Origin of the sequence: Staphylococcus sp. GDY8P54P, from assembly GCF_017892645.1 — a bacterium.
Lineage (GTDB): Bacteria > Bacillota > Bacilli > Staphylococcales > Staphylococcaceae > Staphylococcus > Staphylococcus ureilyticus.
On record NZ_JAESLN010000047.1, the window covers coordinates 1 to 22087 of the forward strand.

The following is a 22087-nucleotide window of genomic DNA, read 5'->3' on the forward strand; positions in this document are numbered from 1 at the left end:
GATCAAACTCTCCATAAAAAAATTATGATGTTTGATTAGCTCATAAAATACTAATTTGTGTTATCAATAACACGTTGTTTTGATTCAACATTTAATGTTGAAATCGGAATTAACGTTGACATATTGCAATTCAGTTTTCAATGTTCATTTTCGATAAATAATTGCTTTTCTATCTTATCATCTTCGTTAACGTTTCGTCAACAAAAAATTAATTTATTTAACAATCACTTAACATCACTTTAATAATATTAAAATATTATTTCCTTTTTTTCAAGTATATTTTTTACACTTTTAAAAATTTATTTAAATAATGTTTTGCCGTTTTTGACGACTTTTATATATTATCAATTTGACTATAAAAAGTCAATGGTTTATATAAATTTTTGTAGCAAACTTTTACAACTATATAACAACACATTTGTTGGTCACAAGAAATAATTTTAACACCAATTCAAAAAATTGCAAGAGAAAAAAATGAGTAGAAAACTTTAATTTTCTACTCACGCTTCTAAAAACCTTATTTTTTTGTTTTGTCGATGATTTGTTTTGCCATTGATTGATATATTTTACCTAGTCGATCTTCTGCTTGGTAAATGGATGGTGCGAAATCTTTTGGATTCCATGATGGTTGCTCTAAAGGTAATTGACCTAAAAGCTCAGTTTGCAACTCATCTGCTAATTTTTCTCCGCCACCTTTACCAAATACATACTCTTTATTTCCGGTTTCTTTACTTTCGAAATATGACATGTTTTCTATGACACCTAATATAGAATGTTCTGTATGTTTAGCCATAGCTCCCGCTCTTGCTGCAACAAAAGCTGCAGTTGGATGAGGTGTAGAAACAATGATTTCTTTACTGGATGGTAACATCGTATGTACATCTAAAGCAACATCACCAGTACCTGGTGGTAAATCTAAAAGCAGGTAATCTAAATCTCCCCATCTTACTTCAACAAAAAAGTTAGTTAACATTTTACCTAACATAGGTCCTCTCCATATAACTGGTGCGTTTTCTTCAACAAAAAATGCCATTGAGATTACTTTAACACCATGTCTTTCAACCGGTATAATTTCTTTGCCGTCTACTTCCGGTTTTTTATCTATTCCCATCATATCTGGAACACTAAATCCATATATGTCAGCATCTACGAGTCCAACTTTTTTGCCTTCTCTTGCTAGTGAAACAGCTAAGTTTACAGCAACAGTGGATTTACCAACGCCCCCTTTTCCAGAAGCAATCGCTATAAATTCAACAGGATTATCTTTTGATAATAGCCCTTCTATTGTTTGTGGTTGGTCATCACTGTTACCTCTATATTGTTCAACAACATCAGACGGCAGCTCCTCAAACCTTATCCCAACAGTATTCGCACCATTTTCTTTTAGCACTTCCACAATAGCCATTTGTAAATCTAACTGAGGCTGTCCTCCTAACTGAGCCATTGCCACTTTCACACTTACATGTTCTATCTCATCTTTTGTTGTTACCTCTATGATTCCATCTGTTTCCTTTAAAGGAACATTAATAATTGGATCTTTAAGTTCTCCAACAAGTTCTTTAACTTGCTCTATCGTTAACACAAAGCGTCCCCCTCTATTTTATAAATATATCCATTAATATTCTAACAAACATCACTTAATTTTGCTTTAAGTAGTTTACATTTAGTATAAATATAATCTTAGTAATACAAAAGAAGTTAGCTCAGTTTGTTTTAATTCTTAACAACTGGAGCTAACCTCTATACTTTCTTTATACCTTTCGCATGTTAAATTCGTTGACATCCCTGTTTTCCTTAATAAACAAAGCTATGATAAACCCAATAATAACCAATACACTAATAACTATAAATGAGAACTCCACACCATTAGCAATCGCTTGTCGTTGTAATAGTTCTTTATTTTCTATACCTCTAGCATTCTGAGTATATATCTTTGTTCCTATTGTCATAACTGTAACCAGCAAGGCAGTGCCTAAGGAGCCCGCAGTAACACGGCCAAAATTACTTATTGCAGTTCCATGAGAAATCTCTCTTTTATGAAGTGCATTAATGCCAGCTGTATTTAAAAGTGTCTGATTTAATATAGCAATAAAAGCACTGATAATCATAACCGCAACAATCATGTTTCTATTTGTTTTAGACAAATATTCTACGGACACTTAATCACCTCTCACCACTTATATCATCGACTATTTATTCTGATTAAGATTTTCGCTATCAGGATAAAAGACTTCTTTACACACAAATAACATACCCATAATTACAACAATTACCCAAAAATCAATATCTATATATGCATAATGAATGTGAACTATAAAATAGAATAGTAATGTGGTAACAGTAAATGTTATTAAATGATACGTTATCCCTTGAAAATAAGGGTTATCTGGTAGTTTTTTCCTAAAACAATCCATCAAATTTTCAATGATAAACAATGTAAAATAACCCAATACGATATAACTACCATAATAGATCAAGTTATCATAAAAGCTTTTATTATAACCAAAGTATGCTAGATGAAAAAATATAAGGATACGACTTAATCCATATAAACCAAATCCTAAGAATGCAAGAAATATAGCACCTGAAATGATAAATACCGAAAGTACAATAAGCGTCGTAAATAAATACTTTATATATTTCATTGCTTACTGTCCTCCCCTTCATCTAATTTATTTTCTGTTTATTTTACATTAATTCTTAATTAAAAAAACTGTTTCTTATTTTACCATTATAACAACATACACCAAAATACAAATAAGCAAGTATTAAAATTCACTAAACTTCAATACTTGCTTAATAATTAAAATACATATGACTTTTCATTTTTATTCTAAGAATTGCATTTGTGATTATCTTGTTTATATTGTGTCTGCCAAAGTACAAACAATATGATTAAGATGATAAGACTAAGTATAATCACATTGTGTATCGGTAAATGGATAAATGAAACCGTTAAACCATAAACTGTCCCCATAATTGTAGAGCCGATAGAATTACCTAGACTTTTCGTTAATGTATATAGTGACATCATGCGCTTCATATTCTGAGGTGACGTTTCTTCTTGAGTTATTACACTGTCTTTCGTATATACTGTTCCAAAACTAACACCAGCCAGCAATAAACTAAACGCTATAAATATCGGTGTTTTTGTACCTGCGAATATAAAAATGCCACATATTGTTAAAAGAGTAAAAGCAAATATATACAAACCTTTTCTAGACATTTTTGCTTCTAACCTATTTAAATTAAAATTCAACACTAACCAAGCAAAGGAAATTGGAAAAATAACAAATCCACTCTGCAAGGGAGATAGACCCAGTTCTTCTTGTAGATATATTGGCATATATAAATTATATCCCATCAGTATCATTGCATATAAAAAATCTGTAGTAAAAACGAGTATGATAGTTTTATTAAATTCTTTAACAGGGAAGAAAGGAGCTGCTACACCCTTTTCATTTTTAATTAATATCATACCCATAATAATTGCTATAATAAATGAAAGACAATTTAAATACCACAGATTGTTATTCATTACTGTAAACATTAAAAAGAAAACAAACAGATAAAATAACATAAGTCCTTTCATATCTAATTTATGTGAAGTTGTCGTCTGTTCATGTTTAAAATGAAACGTAAATATGACCAATAACATGGCGATGATAGCGATAGGTATATTAACGAAAAATAACCAATGCCAAGTAGCTAATTCTAAAATTCCGCCACCTAAGACCGGGCCTATAATACTGGATATCCCCCACACACTACCTACAATTCCCATAATTTTATATCTTAAAGGAATTGCAAAAGCAAGCTTTGGTACAATTTGGCTCAAAGCCATCATTATTCCTGCACCCAATCCCTGAATAAAACGCGAGATAATTAAAATACCAAATGTACTACTTATACCTGAAAAAAAGCTTCCAATTGTAAAAAATACTAATCCCAAAAGTGTTATGTATATAATTTTAGTGCGATCCAATAATTCACCTACAATTGGATTAGCAATCACAATTGCTATAAAGTAAACTGAAAATATCAGTGATATTGAACCAGTCACATTTAAATCTTCTTTTATAGTTGGCAATGCTAATGAAACGATTGAAGTTTCAATTGCAGACATAAACATAATTAGTATTAATGCAACAACAACACCAAATGTTTTTATATTCATATTTAATCTCCTAACACGAAACATTCATTATCAATCATTACTAAATCACTATTTGTGCCTAAGTTCAATAGGTTTCCAGTAAATTACTTCTTTTGCCCTATAAAAATGACTAGAAAGAAAGCGAGAATTAAAATCAAATGAACCATTTTGATTTATCTCCCGCTTCCCTGATTAGCTGTATTTCTTTAATCTCATTAATCTTATAAATTAATAATGTTTTACATTAAAACGTTCCATCTATTCGATCATTACATAAAATATAAAATAGCTATAAAGTGAAACACAGAAGCTATTAAAATAAATAAATGCCAAATCATGTGAAAATACGGTCGCTCTTTTTGTGCATAGAACCAAGCACCTATCGTATAGGCTATGCCACCCAACAATATGAATAACATAAACTTCAAGCTCGTATCGAAAAGAATTGTAGGTAAAAATATTATCCCAATCCAACCCATCACTAAGTACATCGTTAAGCTAAGCTTATGATTTACATGTTTAGCCAATGATTTATAGAGTATGCCCCAAATGGTTATGCCCCATAAAACTATCATTGCTGTCCAACCTATCCAACCACCTACTAACACTAGACATACAGGTGTATAGGTACCGGCAATGGCAATATAAATCATGCTATGATCAATGATTCTAAGAATAAATTTGTGCGACGAATGATTAGGCATTGTATGATAAACCGTTGAAGATAAAAACATTAAAAAAATACTTATTACATAGATAGAAACACTAAAAGAACCTAAAATACCATGCGCAAAATAACTTTGTAACGCTGCATATGGTAAAGCGCATAATGTTACAAAGGCAGCGACGCCATGTGATACTGCATTACCAATTTCTTCTCCAAATGTTAATGGTATGATATTTTTAAATGTTTTAGTGACTTTATTACTTTTAACCTCTAATGGTTTAGTCATTAGTGTAATCACCTTTTCTTAGATCCTATTTAAACGTTTTAAATCAGCTGTAGCAGTTTCTACACTATCTTTTCCTTCTTTATTCTTTAACGGAGAAAACTCTTCTTCTCTTGGCACTTGTAATGTAAGAAAACTATTTGCATATTGGAAAATATCAAAATAAAATAATTCAAATTTTAAAGCGGGTTTTTCAATAATTCCAAAATCGTCATCCAATTGTTTAAGCTGTTTTACTGCTAAATGATAAGGCAATTTATTATCTACAGCAGCGTTAATAAATTGTAACTTAAACATATGTATACCAATGTTTGCATTATTTAATTGGTTTGCAGTTTCCGCTTCTAGTTCAGAGTATTCAAGCACGGTATCTTTATCAGCATTTTTAACTAACCTTCCAACACTCTCACCGTGTTTAGGTTGAATCGATTTCGTCGTAATATCCATACTATTTTGGAAAGTGTATCCTGCAAAAAACAAATCTAACACCTTCACTAAAACATTATCAATGTTATTTAAAAAGATATATTCAACACCGTTTTCAGTCATATCTTCAAGATAGCCTGCTTTTTTCAGTGATTTAAATACACCACCGTTACCATTTGGCGTTTCTAAAATAGAACTATCTACATCTAAAATAAGTTTTCCTTCTTCAGATAATGCAACGATATTATCTTGAATAAAGAAATGAACGTGGTTCTTGTCATATCCAAAATAATTTTTTTCTTCAAAAAACAACTGAGTTTGACTATCATTTATTTTACTTGTCATAATGTACCAATCTACATAAACACCCGATTGTTCTTTCAATTCTAGTAATTGACGTGCTTGTAATTCAAATAGGCTCACATCTTCAATCTCAAATGCACCCTTAGGTCCTTTGTATCCTAATCGTGTGCCTTGTCCGCCTGCCATTAAAACTACTGCAAATCTTCCTTTTTTAATAGCTTCTAGGCCAACATGTTCAAATTGTTTAATTTCTTCTTCAGAGAAATTTTCTTTGATATCGTATTTCACTTCATTTACTGAAGATATGTCATCTATTATTTGTTTATTTAAATACAAATCACGATATAAATTTTGAATGTAAGTTAAATCTAATTGATCCACTTGACTAGCTAATTGTTCTTTTTCATTATTACTCATTAATTTTTCAAATTCTATTAGATGTTCTTGGTTAAACTTTTCTAACTCTTTCTTATCTAACATGTCCTCTCTCCTTTATATTCAAAATAGATAAAAAATATATCTTATATCTAATAGGAATATATAATTTCACTATATGCACTTTATATTATTACAAATATAATCACAACCATAATCATCATAAATTTAAAAAGAAATGATTAAAGAATGGTTTGAATAATACGTATAGTGCACCTATTGAAAGCGCGCCTGCTAACGATAAGTCTACTAAGCCACCTGTTTTAAAAACTAAGGGGAATTTAATCGTTAACGGTATTGGATATAATAACTTTACACCTCTAGGCGTTAACATATCTAGTATAACATGTGAAAGCAAACCAAGGATAATTGAAACTAAATAATACTCTGGTGTTTGAATAATATATAAAAGGATACCAATTATAGAAATAAATAATAACGAGTGTGTGAATGTCCTGTGCCCAAACAGTATACGAACAAAAAAACTTAATACTTTGAATCGCCTGCCAATTCTACTCTGCGTGTGACAAATATCAGGTAATAAGCTTGATATAACTGCAAGTGTCATTATTGTTATCGATGTAAATAAATCTGTCTGATAGTATTCTATAGTTAATGCACCTACTAACAAACCGCATGATGTGTGAGTTTTGCCTGTCATGTTCATTGCCCCTTTTCTCGGCTAAATTTTACCATAAAATCCACAATAATGCGAACATACTTTCGTAAAAGATAAATAGTATGACATAATAAATAAAAGTATCACACAATCACTTGAAAACGATTACTTTTTATTGTATGCTATAGCTATAAATAATTTAAAGGATGTGTTCACGATATGGCAATGACAGTAAAAAAAGATAACAATGAAGTAAGAATTCAATGGAGAGTCGCTGATATTAAGATTCCAACAAGCGAGATTAAAAATGTTTCACAAGATCAAAATATCCATGCAGTTCCAAAATTAGATAGAGATAAAGTTTCACGTATTGGTTCTACATTTGGAAAAACTAATCGTGTTATCATCGATACTGATAACCATGAATACATTATTTACACACAAAATGATCAAAAAGTTTATAATGAAATTACAAAATAGTAGTCACTAAAAGTTAAATTTAGTGAATTTAATTGATTATAAAAAGAAGTGAAATTCTGAAAAATAGGATTTCACTTCTTTTTATATGCAAACACATGAAATAATAAATAAGGGTTTGCAATCAGATAACAGTTTAGTTAAATGCTATACTAAAAATATCAAAATGAAAGTAGGTGGAAAATATGTATGTAGTTACTAATCGAATAGATGTTAAGAAAGGGTTTGCTGAAAAGCTAGCTCCGAAATTTACACAAGGTGGAAAAATTCAAGATTTAGATGGCTTTCATCATATTGAAGTATGGTTAATAGACGACGAGACAGATTACGACCAAATGTATGTTAATACGTGGTGGGAAAATGAAGAAGCTTTTAATGGTTGGCTAAAAAGTGATGCTTTTAAAGAGGCGCACAGTCAAAGAAACACTTCTTCACAAGATGAACCATCACCTATTTTAGGAAATAAAATCGTTAAAGCAACTGTTTTAACAAAACTTCACTAATTAAATAAAACACACACATTTACACATATAAGAAACGTTTTAAAGGTCAATCACTTTTAAAATAATTTCAAATACGAGTTTATGTGTGTTTTATTTTGTTTAATTTAATTAAAATAAAGATGGGCCATTAATGCAATAATCGGTAAAGCAATGATTGTTCTAATCAAGAAAATAACAAATAATTTAAAAATACTAACTGGGATTTTAGATCCTAAAATCACGCCACCCACTTCAGATAAATAAATCAACTGCGTAATACTTAAAGCACCAATGACAAACAATGTTATGTCATTTCCAACGCCTTCAATTAAAATAGATGGCAAGAACATGTCAGCAAAACCGATCAAGACAGTTTCTGAAGCTTGTGCAGCTTCTGGAATTTGCAATAACTCTAAATAAGGAACAAAAGGTTTACCTATAATTCCAAATATTGGAGTATAAGTCGCAATGAGCGTAGCTAAAGTTCCAACACTCATCACAACAGGTAATATAACGAACCACATATCTATAACTGTTTTAAAACCAGATTTAAAGAACGATTTGAATCCTGGTGCTTTGATTCCAGTTTCAGTAGCCATGTCAAAACCATGTCTCAAAGCAGTTTTATTTGCAGGTAACTTTTCAGTCCGCATTTCCTCAGATACTTCTTTTGAATATTCATCTTTAATCGTACTCAACGGCCATATTCTAGGTAAAATCAAAGCACATACAATACATGATACAATTACTGATAAATAAAAATAAAAGAAATGATTTTGCATATGTACTGTTTCTGCAACTACAATTGCAAAGGTTAATGATACTACACTGAAGGTAGTGGCTATAACTGTCGCTTCACGTCTAGAATAAAAACCACCTTCATACTGTCTACTTGTTATTAAAACACCAACTGTCCCATCACCAATAAATGATGCTAAATTATCCACTGTCGAACGTCCTGGTAATGTGAATAATGGTCTCATGATTGGTCTGAAAATAGGTCCTAATAATTCCAATAAGCCATACTCCATTAATAAAGGTAAAAAAAGCGCAGCAAAGAAAAATACAGATACAAGCGTTGGTAATAAACTTTCAAACACTAAACCACCAGTATCAGCAGAATAAACTGCTTTTGATCCCATTTTTAAATATGTCATCCAGACAAAAATTACGGCTAAAATTCTTAAAATAAGCCAAACAAATTTGACATTAAATGCATTATTCATTAATCCTTCAGGTTGCAATTTATTTTTTAATACCGTCGAACAGATGATAGATAAAACACCTGAAATAGTTATTATTATTACAATGATTAATGGCATCGCATCACCTAATAAATCTTTTAATAAGCCTGCTAAAAATGCCACTGGTAAAGTTGTTTGCTTTTCGCCATCTTCAGTCACAGTTACAGGAATCAAAAATAGTATGATCCCCAAAACTGACATCAAAATGAATTGTAATCTTCCTTTAATAATTTGTGCTTTACTGTAATCGTCCATTTTGTTCACCCCTTAGGTGTGTATATATTTTTATAAACACTTTAAAAGCAACAGCAATAATTATAACCTATTTTGTATAAATATGTAAATCAAATTTTTATGTCTTTTTAATGTCGTTATTTTTTATAGATAATAAAAGGGAGTGGAACAGAAATCTAATTTTATAAAATAGATTTCGTCGTCCCACCCCGGCAAGCATGACTAGAATTGAAAAAATTATAAATTAATTGCTTGAGCCGTCGCTCATGCATAAGTCCCTTTAACTCGATAAAAAATGAAGTGGACTTTTATTTTCAGCTCAGTCATTTACTGTCAATGTGCAATGAGGCTAGTACGAATCTATTGTTTCTCAGCCTCTACTTTAAATGAAAGCGTTTTCTTTTTCAATCTTTTATATATTAAATTTATAATTTTCTTAATAAAAACAGAAAATAAGGCACACCAACAATAGCGACGATAACACCAACTGGAATATCAATTGGCGGGTGAATACCTCTTGCTAGGCTGTCACTTATCATTAAAATTAAAGCGCCTAACAAACCAGACATAAATGTAATATGTTTGTGCTTGTGACCAACTAACTGTCTAGCCATATGAGGTGCAATAAGTCCTAAAAAGCTTAGACCCCCAACAACAGATATTGAAGCGCCTGCTAGAATAACAGCTAAAAATAAAAGTATTGCCTTTACCTTTTTCACTTTTGCTCCGAGTGCAATCGCTATATCATCACCTAATGTTAAAATATCTAGTTGATGACAATAATAAAATATCACTGGTAATGCAACAATAAACCAAGGTAATATCACCCACACATTTGACATACTATGACCATATAAGCTACCTGTCAGCCAAACTAATGCCGTATTAGCATCAAGGGGGTTACGTATGAGCATATATTGCACGATTGCTGTACATATCGCACCTATCGCTAAACCAATTAGCGCTAACTTAGAACCTTTTACATTAAATTTTGATATTAATATAGTTAAAATCATACTGATAATTAATGCACCTGCAAAAGAGCCAAACGGCAATATGAATAAAGGCGCTGATGGAAATAACATGATAATTGTAACAGCAGATAAACTTGCACCTTTGGTAATACCAATCACATCAGGGGAAGCTAGAGCATTTCTTACAACGCCCTGTATTAATGCGCCAGAAATGGCAAGGCTACTACCTACAATTAATGCTAAAAACATTCTTGGTGCTCTATATTCGTTAATAATAAAATTATTTTGTGTAAAAAGGCTACTTACTGCTTCAAACGGATTGATGAATACAGCACCTATGGAAAGAGACGCAATCGACGCAATCAATAACAATACTGTGACAAGCGAATATCGAAATATGAATGGTCTCATCATAGCCTTCTCACCCCTTTTATTGTAAATGCTAAGAAATAAAAAGCACCTATAAATGACGTTACTATGCCTACAGGTGATTCAAAAGGAAAGGCAATCAATCTGCTTAAAACGTCAGATAATAATAATAAATTTGCGCCGATAATCATTGTTAAAGGAACCATTAATCTATAATCTGTTTTAATATAATGTTTAACGATATGCGGTACAATCAAACCTACAAAACCGATTGGACCTGCTATTGAAACAGAAGTACCTGCCAGTACAATAACTAAGATACCAATAATCATTCTTATTAATTTAACATTTTGGCCTAATGAAGTTGCTAAATCTTCACCTAATTCCATGATTGTCAATTGCTTAGAAATGATAATTGTACAAATAAATGCAAGTATCAACCACGGCAAGATACCTAAAACTTGCGTCCATGTAATCGACGATAAAGACCCTACTAACCAAAACATTACCGTTGATGTAGCATCTTCATTTAATAAGATAATGCCTTGTGTCATGCTTGAAAAAAATAAATGGATAGCCATTCCAGCAAGCGCTAACTTAATGGGTGTCATCCCTTTTGTTGAGCCAGATAATGCATAAACCGTAAGCCCTCCTATAAATGCACCTATAAAAGCGAATATCGTGGCATAAGTCGACAATGAAGGCATGATCATAGTAATCAATACAATCACGAAAGATGCGCCAGAATTTACGCCAAATATTTGAGGAGAAGCCAATGGATTTCTAGTCATTGCTTGCATTAACAATCCTGCTAACCCTAGCGCTGCACCTATGAATAATCCTGCTAACATTCTTGGGATTCGTACATTATGTATTAAAAATGTTTGTTTAGTATGTGAATGTGTTAAAAAATAATCATTAAAATCATTTAATGTAATATGAGATGCTCCTACACTTAAGTTAAAATAAATAATCACAAAAAGCGCACACACACTCACAATAAATGTGAGTGCTGTGCGTTTATTATGTTTCTTATCTTCAGTTTTGGTTTGGTTAATGCTATTAGACTTAGTCATTTACCGTTCACCTTACTTTTGTTGTTTATCATTTTTTTCATCTTTTGAAATCTCTACTAATTGTTTAGCTATCTCTTCAGAAGAAATGATGCCTCGTGCACGAGCCCAAGTATTTCTATCTACAACTGCAATTCTATCATTTTTAACAGCATCTAAACTTTGCCAAACTGGTTCTTCTTCTTGTTTTTTCAAGTTTGGATCATTTTTTCCCTTGTCCACCATGATAAACATGCGTCCTGGATTAATATCTGAAAGCACTTCTGAATTTAGTTGTAAATATGGTCCTTTCAAATATTTAGATAGGTTATCTGTTTCAGTTTTATTAAGCGCGTTGTTAAAGCCTAATTCTTTCAATAATTCACCAACATATGTGTTTTCTGGATGTGCGAGCAAACCAGATTTGGCAATGACTGTCGCTAATACTGGTTGTGATTTATCCATTGTTATTTCTTTCTTGTATTTATCCATTAACTCATTATGTTTTTTTAGTCTCTCTTTTCCTTTATCTTCTTCACCTGTAGCTTTAGCAATTGTTTTAAAAGCATCTAGGTTATCTTTATAATCACTATCAAAGCTTGGTAACATAATCGTTGGGGCAATTTTTTCTAAATCTTTTTGTATACCCTTATGTCTGTTGCTATCTGCAATAATTAAATCTGGTTTCTGATTACTAATTTCTTCCAAATTTGGTTGTTTACGTGCACCCACTGATTGATAATCACCTATTTTTTCACGAATCGGTGCTAAAATCCTCTCTTTTTTTCCATCATCTGCCACACCAACCGGTTTAATATCTAATGCAGCCAATGCATCAACAAATGAAAACTCAAGTGCAACTACACGTTTAGGTTTTTTATCAATGTTCGTTGTTCCCCCATCATGCTTTATCGTTGTGCCGTTTTTACTTTTGTCGTCATTTTTAGATTGGTCAGAACCATTGTCACTAACCTTACCGCAAGCCGCTAGCAAGATAAGCGTTACTGTAATTAATAACAGACCCATCCATTTAGATCTTTGCTTCATCGTTTTCACTCCTTAGATATGTATCATTACACATCTAATTTTATTGATAACGATTCTCAATGTCAATAATTTTTTTATTAAAACTTGATAAAAATCAAATTTTATTCAATATTCCCTTAATTTGGGGATAACACATTTTTTCAATGATATCATCACGCTTATAGTCTTTTGGTAAATTAGGCACAAACATACTTTGCGCTAAAGCTTTGTAACCTAGGCTAAACTGAATTTTATCTCCAATATGATAATGTTCATTATTTAACAAATCTATCATAAGGTGATCGCTCGTTGCACCCAAAACTTTCACTTGATGATGTAATGGTTGAATATCGTTGACGTCTGTGTCTAAATTTCCTATATCTACAATTGCTTGTAAATAATGTTGACCATCATTTACGTTAATACGTGGCTTAATTTCCACAATTTCTGTCTCTAAAATGATGGCATTTTGATATAAAGTATCAAATGAATGATTCGTCGTCGTTTCAATGCCTCTAAATAAAGTTTCTCCGATCCTTAATTCGTTAATTTTCCCTAAGTCATTATAAAGCATTTGTAATAGCATACTAGAGTTGCCACCTGAGATAACATCGAATTGCATATGCATGACTTCCTCGATTGAAGTTATAAATTGATTAATCAGCTTAACATCTTCTTCAGTCGGAGCAATTGCATTAAAACACATAAAATTAAAAGCCAATCCTTTAAGATAGATATGATGCATGTTAATAATTTCTTTAATATAATCAATCACATCGTAAGTCAACACACCTTCTCTAGCATCTTTCCAATCAACCATTAACAATATATTATGTTTCACATCATAATTACTTGCGATTTCATTGATTTGTCGTATTGTTGCCAATTCAGTTTGAATACTCGTGTCAACGTAATGAACTAAATTTTCTAATTCATTACGGTTACTATTTCTAATTAATGTATAAGACATTGCTTTATCTGTACTTTTTTGAATATTACTGATTCTTGCGTCTGCAACATGTGTAATGCCAATATTTTTAAACATTTCAACGATTTTTTCATCGCCAGCCACACATTTAATCACAGGTGTAAAATCAATATGGTGCTGATTTAAAAGCGCACTTAAAGTCATGGCATTGTACTTAATTTTAGAAAGATTTACTTTGATCTTTGCCATAATTACACCTCTTTACTTAAAGGGTTATCTAAATCTACAGTTAAATAATTTTTAACCTTACCTTCCATTCTCATGCGTAACAATGCTTTTACATTAATCTTGGATCCAAATAAGGTTTGTCGTAATATTTGTGCATGTGCTTTTTGAGGGTCAATAGATTGTTCAACAGCTACACGCACAAGTTCAAATAATTCATCTGCTTCAATATCTTCATATTGTGTAAAATGATGGATTAGTTCTGACATTTGATTTTGAATGACTGCATGTTGGAATTTTGCGATTACCGCTTCAATATTTTCAGCTATTAAACTTTTATTAGTAATATTAATGTGAGGTAATCGGCCCCTCAACGTATTTAAATCAATCCTTGAGCCTCCTAAATCTCTAATCAAAAATTCCATTTTAAATTCTTGATCCAAATGAACAATGGTATTTTGCATATGTGCTTCTAAAGCAATACCATAATCTTGGATATACGCTATTAATGGTTTTATAAGCGTTAATGCATAATTACTAATAAATGTTTTAATTGAAGCTTTGCTTACTTTTAAACCAAGCCATTCTATATAACTATCAACAATAATTTGATTATCTACAGGGTTTCTGTTGACTAAACTTCCTGTTACTATCGTGAGACCAGTGTTTGAAATTTGTGGCTGATAGCGCACGATACAAGCTAATTGTCGTGCGCTATCTTCATCTGTATCAGCATGTAAACCATAGGGCTCCATAGCGACTTTCAATTGAGGATATACATCCATCATATCTTGTAACTCATAACTTAATTTCGGGCCATCAACGGTGGTTACTGATGAAACAGTTCTCACTGCACTTGTCGCCTGTACATTGATTGGTAACTTGACATGAAAAGATTTATCGAGCAAATCCATTGTTCTAAAAGACAATGTTGCTTTGGATTCTATGTCAAAGGGCGTCGCTAAAAGACGTTGTGTTTCTATCCAATGACCAAATTGTTGTGGAATAACATTTTCATATTGCCATGGATGTACAAGTATAATGCGATAATCTGCTAATTCTAAATCATGTGAAGCTAGAAATACTTTTATTTTATCTTTATATTCAGGAATGACTTGATTGATGATATATTGTTCATCACCTTCCATCGCAGTTGCTATACAAAATTGTTTATGAATAAGCATAATTTTCAATGGAATAATTTTTTCAAATTCCGGCGCATATAATTTAACTTCTTCTTTCGTTAATGGCAGCTTTGTTTTAGTTAAAGGATGCGTAGGATGGCCTTCCTCTACAAGACTTTCAGAATAAATTAAATCATTTACACCATTATTTTCTTTCATATGTTGAAGCCATGTAAAAAAGTTGATGGTCCTAGGCATTCTTGAAAATTTCAAACTATCACGAATGTTAGATTGTCTATGCTTAAAATTTTCATAACTCATCGCTAAACCTTCTCGGCTTGATTGTAACTCTGCAGTTAGTCTAGCGCTAATAGGAATATCAAATTGATTTGTTAATATTTCAAGTAATTGTTCCAAAGTTTTAATAGTGACACTTGCATCACCTTTAATATAACGTAGCTCACCCTCAAAAACATAACGCATTAACGGACTCTTTCTGATATAGTTAACAGCTAATGCTTGTCCTTTATATTGTAGTTCTACGCAGTTATCAAAAGATTTAAAAAACATTTTCTCTGGAAAAATATGTTCTTTAAGAATCGCATTAAACATGCGATATTGAATATTTAAATCTGCTGATTTCCATAAATGATGCATCATACAACATTGCCTCCGTTTCTTCTTTGTCTGTTAATCATGCCAAATATTAATGCAATCGTTAAGGTGCTTAATCCCATAATTATAAATGTTTCAATAACACCTATATATTCTGTTAAAAAACTCATGATCATAGCACCTAAAGGAATCATCCCCCTATCCATCATTACAACACTTAATACCTTCCCTCGATGCTCTGATTTAACACGATGTTGAAAATAAATCCTATTGGTTGTACGCGCCCATTGACTGAACAGACCGATTAAGAATATTGAAATAAAAAATAATATCGTATTCTGGCTAATACTGCCTAACAAAGAGACGCCAAATAATATCGAACTATAATAATACATCGTCACCATAGGAATATTTTCTAATAAATTAGGTAAAATCATCGTCGCAATAATTCCACCTATTGCGCAACATGTCATCGCTGTCCCAAACATCGTGACTTGTTCAGGGAACGTCTTATCTGTTAAAACTGGTAATAGTGAAGTATATGTAAAACCACTAGCCATGATAAACAAAGATGTTACAAATATCCTTGTACCCACGCTATTATCCTTAAAATATTCAAACACAAATTTAATACTCATTTGTTTTTCCACTTCATTATAATGCGGTTGTTCAAACTTTAGAGGCAAACATAGTATCAGAGATATTAAGTAACATATCGCTTGTATACTGAAACTTATTTGCGCGTTATAGTTTGCCATTACTAAACCAGCTATAGCAGGACCTATTGATCGACAAATATTAATAATAAATGAATGGTACGAAACCACCTGAGTTGTTGTTAAGCGTTTCGACAAATCTGGTAGCACAGATTGACGTACTGGTGTTTCTATTGCACTCATCATACCTCTACCCAAAGAATATAATAAAAATACTACAATCGGTATATCCCAATCTTGAAAGATTAAGACACACAGTAAAGTGGTAAGTAGAAAAGAGGAAGAGATAGTTATTTTCAGTAGTTTCCCCCTATTATATCGATCTGCTATTGCACCAGCCCATACACTTATGAGCAAAATAGGTACAAGGCGGAAAAAATTAATCAGTCCAAGATAAATTGCGTTATGATATAACGAATACACATACCAATTTAAAGTGATATGTCCAATCCAATTTCCTAAAAACAATAGGAAAGAACTTGAAAAAAAGTACTTTGCCATATTTTCACCCGACTTTTTAATTGATAATAATTATCATTATCGATATTATGGATTATACAAATATCCTATACTTTTGTAAAATAATATTTAGAGGTGCTTTATGAATTCAAAAAGTATTAACAACAATTTATCAAATAAAATGAACAATGATGAACAACATGCATTTGATTATTTATTATCAATCAATGAACAATGGGCACAATTGTTTTTAAATATGCTTTTAGAAAGTCGAGATAAAATATCTCAAAGATTAATTTCTTCATTACATAGAGAAAATTTAATAGACAGTCGGAGTTACAGTAAGATTATTTCTAACCAAGATTTGAACATTGTGCACTTACCAGCAAACAGCAAATTGTTATCCATTGCGTTCCCGAAAGTTAATAAGACGCTATATGCAACGATTACAGGAAATCATGCATTTGATCGTCTAGACGTTCAAGGACCATTTTATATTGAAGACAACGGAAATTACAATAGAGTCCAACATCCAAATGAAATATTAAATATTATTTTAACGATATCACCAGAGCTAGATAATGAAGCTAGTACACAATTTTATGAAGATTTGAACAACAGTGTCACAAATATGGCCATTGCATTAAGTTATCAAGCATACACATTAGAAAACAATAAAAAAAGCTTATATGAATTAATCATGAATGCAGAGGACAGTTATTTGAGTTCTGAACAGTTTGTTATTGAAGGTCACCCAATTCATCCGGGTGCTAAATTACGTAAAGGAATGACACCAGAAACTGTAATTAATTATTCAGCCGAATTTGGTAATGCCATATCCTTACAATTTATTTTAATACATAAATCAATAGCAAAAGCTCAGATTTATATTGAAGAAGAAAATGATTTACTTTTTAGATTGTTTGAAGGGTTAGAAGCAGCTGTTATGGATCATGTTGGTCATGATCAAGTTAATCAATATTACGTCATGGTCGTCCATCCATGGCAATACGACCATATCTTATTACAAGAATATAAAGAAGAATTAAAAACAAATCGATTGATACCAATTGATTATCAACAATCTTATTACGCAGGATTATCATTTAGAACTTTAATGCCCAAATATCCTAAAAAGTCACCTCATATCAAGTTATCAACCAATGTTCATATTACTGGTGAGATTAGAACATTATCTGAGCAAACTACAATAAATGGTCCACAAGTAACACATATCCTTAATGATATAAAACAAAAAGATTCATTATTTAAGCATATAAACGCTGATACAATAGATGAACTTGCTGGTATTCATTTTTATAATTCATTGGACAAAGTCACTACCAGAACTAAAAGAAGTGAACAACTAGGTACATTATTTAGAACCAATATTTATCATTTAATTAAAAATGAAACTACACCTATCATCCCTTCAGCGTTAGTTAGTTCAACTATATATAATAATGAACCATTAATTGTTTCGTTAATTAACAAATATAAAGAAAAAAATAAGTTTCCGACCTTTGAAATCGCTGCTTTATCTTGGATAAATCAATACGGTCAAGCTTTAATAGATATCACGATTCCTCTATATGTGAAATACGGTATCGCCCTTGAAGCACATTTACAAAATTCAATCGCTACATTTAGTGAAGATGGACGATTAGATAGGCTTTATATACGTGATTTTGAGGGGTTACGTATCGATCGCATACGCTTGAATAAGATGGGTTATAGTACTGCAAGTTTTCATGAAAAATCTTTAATTTTATCTGATCAACCTCAAACAGTATTTAATAAAGTCTTTTATTCAAGTATTCAAAATCATCTCGGTGAATTAATTGTCAGTATTACAAAATCAAGTGAAGATTCTAATTTTGAAAAGCAACTTTGGCAATTGATTCGAGATATTTTAATTGCTAAATTAAATGATATTGCAAACGATATAGATGACCAACAACGCGTGAAAAATATAAAATCAATCCTATTGGCACCCAAAATAGATTATAAATGTGTTACAACCATGCGTCTGACTGATGAAGCGGATTACTATACCTATATTAAAGTTGACAATCCTTTACATCAGAAATAAATATACACAATATATATACAAAAAATACCGGTAAAGGTAATCCTTTACCGGTATTTTTTAAATTATGCGTTATTGTAAGCCTTTATTTTCGTTGCTTGAATTTTGGCTTTTTTCATTTTTTTGTGACCATTCTTTTCTAGTCATCACGTCTTCAACACGCATATTCACTTCTACAACTTCAAGACCAGTAATATATTTTACTTGTTCTTTAACTAAATCTGTTACTTTGCGGAAAATTTTAGGTGCAGATTCACCATATTCTAAAATAACTTTTAAATCAACTGCAGCTTGTTTTTCGCCTACTTCAACGCTAACACCTTGTGTTACATTGTTGCTGCTTCCGAATGAACTAGAAATGTTATCAACGAAGCCGCCTTTCATTTCTAAAATACCATTTACTTCGCGTGCGGCAATACCAGCAATTTTTTCAATAACTTCGTCTGAGAACGTTAACTTATTTGTGAATTCTGGTTCTTGTTGCTGTTGTTGCTGCTGTTGTTGTTTTTCTTGCTCTTTTTCGTTTACTCCAGTTTGGTTATCATATGCTTGTTTTGCTTTATTGTTATCTACTGCCATAATTAATTCTCCTTTGTTATATAAGATTTTAAAATTAATAATATACTATTTAAATTAATTAACTCCATCGATTTAAGAAATTTAAAAAATCTTGCTTACGGTCTTTAGTATACCCAATACCAATACCAATTAAACATAAAACGATAATTAATATTGTACTCCAGAAACCTAACGTTAAAAATAATATGGCGATAATTAGAAATGCTAAAAATCCAATTATTCTCCATTTAAATGTTTTGAAAAAATCAACAACTTCTTGTGTAGAATCTTGTCTTTGTTGGTTATTATTGTTAGCCATGATAACCCTCCCTTACAACACACGTTTGCCTGAGGCTTTTTGATCTCTAACGTTAACCTCTAATTTTGAAACTGGTAATTCAGTGAAATGCTCAACATTTTGTTTAATGTCATTTCTTATTTCTTCTGTTAATGAACCAACTTGAACATCACCCGGAACAAAGAAATCAGCTTTTAAAGCAATATGTGATTTCTTTTTCTTGTTATATAGTTTCGCTATAACATTTGGTTGACGAATTTGGTCATATTTTACAAGTGTATCGTATGCAGATTTTTCAACTGCTTTTCTCGATACATAAATATGTCCATCTTCATAGTCTTTATAAAGTCCAGGTTTTCTATACGTAGGTTTAAACAAGCTAAATACAAGTATTAGACCTATTAAAATCAATAGAGCTGCTAAGCCAATTAACGTTGGTTCAAACCAATTAAATTGCTTGAAGTAGTCCTGGTACTCACTAATTCTAGAATCTTTGATATACATAAATAGTAAAAAACCAACGATGACTACGATTAATAGACCTAGTATAAAATTTTTAATTCGCTTCACCTCGTATGACACCTCCTATAGTCAAATTATATGTACATGTCATACATCTTTATACCCCGTTAAATAAACGTAAAAACATTTTAAATTGAAATTATAATGTATTTGGTAAAATAATTTTAATCACTGCCATGATGCATTTGTAATTAGGTATTTTTTTCATGATCTTGATTTGATTTTCGATATTGTAAATACTTTTCATCAGAAACAAGTAATTTATTGCTAGGACGCGGTTTTTCAATTGATAATGATTTGAATAGTGACCAAATCATAAAGATAATGACGATTGAAAAAGGCAAAGCTGCAATGATTAATAAATTTTGTATTGATTGTGTACCACCTGTATAAATCATAATCATCGCAAATAAAGCTAAAATAATCCCCCAGCTTACTTTTACTATACCGGATGGGTTTATACTACCTTTAGAACTCAACATACCAAGCACGTAAGTTGCTGAGTCTGCTGAAGTAACAAAGAAAATCATAATTACAATGAGCGTGATAATACTGAGTAAAAATCCTAATGGGAAATGCTCAAGCGTTGCAAATGTTGCAGTTTCAGTTGCCTCTTTAGCAATGTTGGCAATACCATTTTGCTGTAAATAAATTGCAGATGCCCCGAATACTGCAAAGAATAAAAAACAAACAAGTGCTGGTACAAAAAGTACACCTAAAATAAATTCTTTAATTGTTCTACCTCGAGAAACCCGAGCAATGAATATACCAACAAATGGCGCCCAAGAAACCCACCATGCCCAGTAGAAGATTGTCCACTGTTGTAACCATTGGAATTTCTCTCCACCTGCTTGTGGGATACGTAAACTCATATTAAAGAAATTAGCAATATAATCACCCAATGAATTCGTAAACATATTTAAAATGTTTAACGTAGGACCGACACAAAATAATGCGATCAAAACTACAAAAGCTAAAAACATATTAATATTACTTAAGTTTTTAATGCCTTTATCAATACCGGACCAAGCAGACCAGGTAAATAACACTGTAGCTATAACGATAATCACAACTTGTGTACCAAAATTAGAAGGTATTTTAAATAAGAAATTCAACCCTTCATTAATTTGTAATGCACCAAAACCTAATGTCGCAGCAACACCAGTTACTGTGGCAATAATTGCAAGCACATCGATTGCGCCACCTATTGGGCCTCGCATCATTTTTTCACCCAAAATGGGTCTTAATGTAGCACTAACTAATCCAGGATATCCTTTATGAAAATTAAAGTACGCAAACACGAGTCCAACAATTCCGTACACTGCCCACGCATGTATACCCCAGTGAAAAAATGAAAACTGCATCGCTTCATTTATAGCAGTTTGTGTTCCTGCTTTATGTATCGGTGTTAAAGTAAATGCGTGACTGATGGGTTCAGCTGTTGTCCAAAATACTAAGCCTATCCCCATACCTGCACTAAATAACATTGCAAACCATGATTTAAGTGAAAATTCTGGGTCTTCTCCCTCTTGACCTAAAGTTATTGTTGAATATCTAGAAAATAATAAATAGATAGATACAACTAAAATGGCTAATACTAATAGTAAATAATACCATCCAAAATTTACTGCAATAAAATTGGTAATTGCTTGTGTAACCGATTCCAATTGTTTAGGCGCAATTGCTCCATATATAACAAATAGCGTACAAATCGTTAACGCTACCCAAAAAACCACTGTTAATTTTCTAAATCGCATATTAACATGACACTCTCCCTTTACTTTATGGATAAAGTCCGTATAATTG

Annotated in this window: 21 protein-coding genes; 3 read left to right on the top strand and 18 right to left on the bottom strand. The window is 31.6% G+C overall.

From position 1 onward, the window contains the following. Positions 1 to 517 precede the first annotated feature (517 nt). From KA883_RS12780 to KA883_RS12810, 7 genes are all read right to left on the bottom strand, one after another. Positions 518 to 1582 carry an Mrp/NBP35 family ATP-binding protein gene (locus KA883_RS12780; protein WP_046208387.1) on the bottom strand — a complete coding sequence of 355 codons (1065 nt, stop codon included), beginning with the start codon at positions 1580 to 1582 and terminating at the stop codon, positions 518 to 520. 169 nt (positions 1583 to 1751) lie between these two features. Next, positions 1752 to 2159: an MFS transporter gene (locus tag KA883_RS12785; RefSeq protein ID WP_046208388.1), complete on the bottom strand. Its 408-nt coding sequence runs from the start codon at positions 2157 to 2159 to the stop codon at positions 1752 to 1754. Positions 2160 to 2189: 30 nt separating this feature from the next. Beyond that, positions 2190 to 2645 carry a SepA family multidrug efflux transporter gene (locus KA883_RS12790; protein WP_210140008.1) on the bottom strand — a complete coding sequence of 152 codons (456 nt, stop codon included), beginning with the start codon at positions 2643 to 2645 and terminating at the stop codon, positions 2190 to 2192. 188 nt (positions 2646 to 2833) lie between these two features. Further along, positions 2834 to 4177, bottom strand: a complete 1344-nt coding sequence (gene sdrM, locus KA883_RS12795) for a multidrug efflux MFS transporter SdrM (RefSeq protein ID WP_046208390.1) — start codon at positions 4175 to 4177, stop codon at positions 2834 to 2836. A 248-nt stretch (positions 4178 to 4425) separates the two neighbouring features. Further along, positions 4426 to 5109: a PAQR family membrane homeostasis protein TrhA gene (trhA, locus tag KA883_RS12800; protein ID WP_046208391.1), complete on the bottom strand. Its 684-nt coding sequence runs from the start codon at positions 5107 to 5109 to the stop codon at positions 4426 to 4428. 18 nt (positions 5110 to 5127) lie between these two features. Then, positions 5128 to 6315, bottom strand: a complete 1188-nt coding sequence (locus KA883_RS12805) for a UTP--glucose-1-phosphate uridylyltransferase (RefSeq protein ID WP_046208392.1) — start codon at positions 6313 to 6315, stop codon at positions 5128 to 5130. A 115-nt stretch (positions 6316 to 6430) separates the two neighbouring features. Next, a complete protein-coding gene (locus tag KA883_RS12810; protein WP_046208393.1) occupies positions 6431 to 6931 on the bottom strand; it encodes a metal-dependent hydrolase in 501 nt (166 codons plus the stop codon). Between the two features lie 177 nt (positions 6932 to 7108). On the opposite strand from KA883_RS12810, the gene KA883_RS12815 reads away from it, so the two are divergent. Continuing rightward, positions 7109 to 7369 (top strand): SunI/YnzG family protein, encoded by a 261-nt coding sequence (locus KA883_RS12815; protein WP_046208394.1) that lies wholly within the window; start codon positions 7109 to 7111, stop codon positions 7367 to 7369. 182 nt (positions 7370 to 7551) lie between these two features. Further along, entirely contained in the window at positions 7552 to 7869 is a 318-nt protein-coding gene (locus KA883_RS12820; RefSeq protein ID WP_046208395.1) for a heme oxygenase, read from the top strand. A gap of 104 nt (positions 7870 to 7973) precedes the next feature. Here KA883_RS12820 and KA883_RS12825 read toward each other — a convergent pair whose 3' ends face one another. From KA883_RS12825 to KA883_RS12855, 7 genes are all read right to left on the bottom strand, one after another. Further along, positions 7974 to 9347 (bottom strand): YjiH family protein, encoded by a 1374-nt coding sequence (locus KA883_RS12825; protein ID WP_210140009.1) that lies wholly within the window; start codon positions 9345 to 9347, stop codon positions 7974 to 7976. Positions 9348 to 9751: 404 nt separating this feature from the next. Further along, positions 9752 to 10714, bottom strand: a complete 963-nt coding sequence (locus KA883_RS12830) for a FecCD family ABC transporter permease (protein ID WP_046208397.1) — start codon at positions 10712 to 10714, stop codon at positions 9752 to 9754. Then, the gene (locus KA883_RS12835) at positions 10711 to 11745 is read right to left on the bottom strand and encodes a FecCD family ABC transporter permease (RefSeq protein ID WP_046208398.1); all 1035 of its coding nucleotides are present in this window, start codon (positions 11743 to 11745) and stop codon (positions 10711 to 10713) included. Before KA883_RS12835 ends, KA883_RS12830 begins: the two co-directional genes overlap by 4 nt. Positions 11746 to 11757: 12 nt before the next feature. After that, on the bottom strand, positions 11758 to 12768 hold the full coding sequence (locus KA883_RS12840; protein ID WP_046208399.1) for an ABC transporter substrate-binding protein: 1011 nt from the start codon (positions 12766 to 12768) through the stop codon (positions 11758 to 11760). Positions 12769 to 12862: 94 nt separating this feature from the next. Continuing rightward, the gene (locus KA883_RS12845) at positions 12863 to 13924 is read right to left on the bottom strand and encodes an alanine racemase (RefSeq protein WP_046208400.1); all 1062 of its coding nucleotides are present in this window, start codon (positions 13922 to 13924) and stop codon (positions 12863 to 12865) included. Positions 13925 to 13926: 2 nt separating this feature from the next. Next, positions 13927 to 15684, bottom strand: coding sequence for an IucA/IucC family protein (locus KA883_RS12850; protein WP_210140010.1), 1758 nt, complete (start codon positions 15682 to 15684; stop codon positions 13927 to 13929). Next, entirely contained in the window at positions 15681 to 16856 is a 1176-nt protein-coding gene (locus tag KA883_RS12855; RefSeq protein WP_046208402.1) for an MFS transporter, read from the bottom strand. Before KA883_RS12855 ends, KA883_RS12850 begins: the two co-directional genes overlap by 4 nt. A 100-nt stretch (positions 16857 to 16956) precedes the next feature. Here KA883_RS12855 and KA883_RS12860 point away from each other — a divergent pair, with 100 nt between their 5' ends. After that, a complete protein-coding gene (locus KA883_RS12860; protein WP_046208403.1) occupies positions 16957 to 18906 on the top strand; it encodes an IucA/IucC family protein in 1950 nt (649 codons plus the stop codon). Positions 18907 to 18975: 69 nt separating this feature from the next. Here KA883_RS12860 and KA883_RS12865 read toward each other — a convergent pair whose 3' ends face one another. From KA883_RS12865 to KA883_RS12880, 4 genes are all read right to left on the bottom strand, one after another. Continuing rightward, positions 18976 to 19482, bottom strand: coding sequence for an Asp23/Gls24 family envelope stress response protein (locus KA883_RS12865; protein WP_046208404.1), 507 nt, complete (start codon positions 19480 to 19482; stop codon positions 18976 to 18978). 58 nt (positions 19483 to 19540) lie between these two features. Further along, entirely contained in the window at positions 19541 to 19780 is a 240-nt protein-coding gene (locus tag KA883_RS12870; protein ID WP_019468675.1) for a DUF2273 domain-containing protein, read from the bottom strand. 12 nt (positions 19781 to 19792) lie between these two features. After that, positions 19793 to 20329, bottom strand: a complete 537-nt coding sequence (amaP, locus tag KA883_RS12875; protein WP_019468674.1) for an alkaline shock response membrane anchor protein AmaP — start codon at positions 20327 to 20329, stop codon at positions 19793 to 19795. 143 nt (positions 20330 to 20472) lie between these two features. After that, positions 20473 to 22038 carry a BCCT family transporter gene (locus KA883_RS12880; RefSeq protein ID WP_046208405.1) on the bottom strand — a complete coding sequence of 522 codons (1566 nt, stop codon included), beginning with the start codon at positions 22036 to 22038 and terminating at the stop codon, positions 20473 to 20475. Between the last annotated feature and the right edge of the window lie 49 nt (positions 22039 to 22087).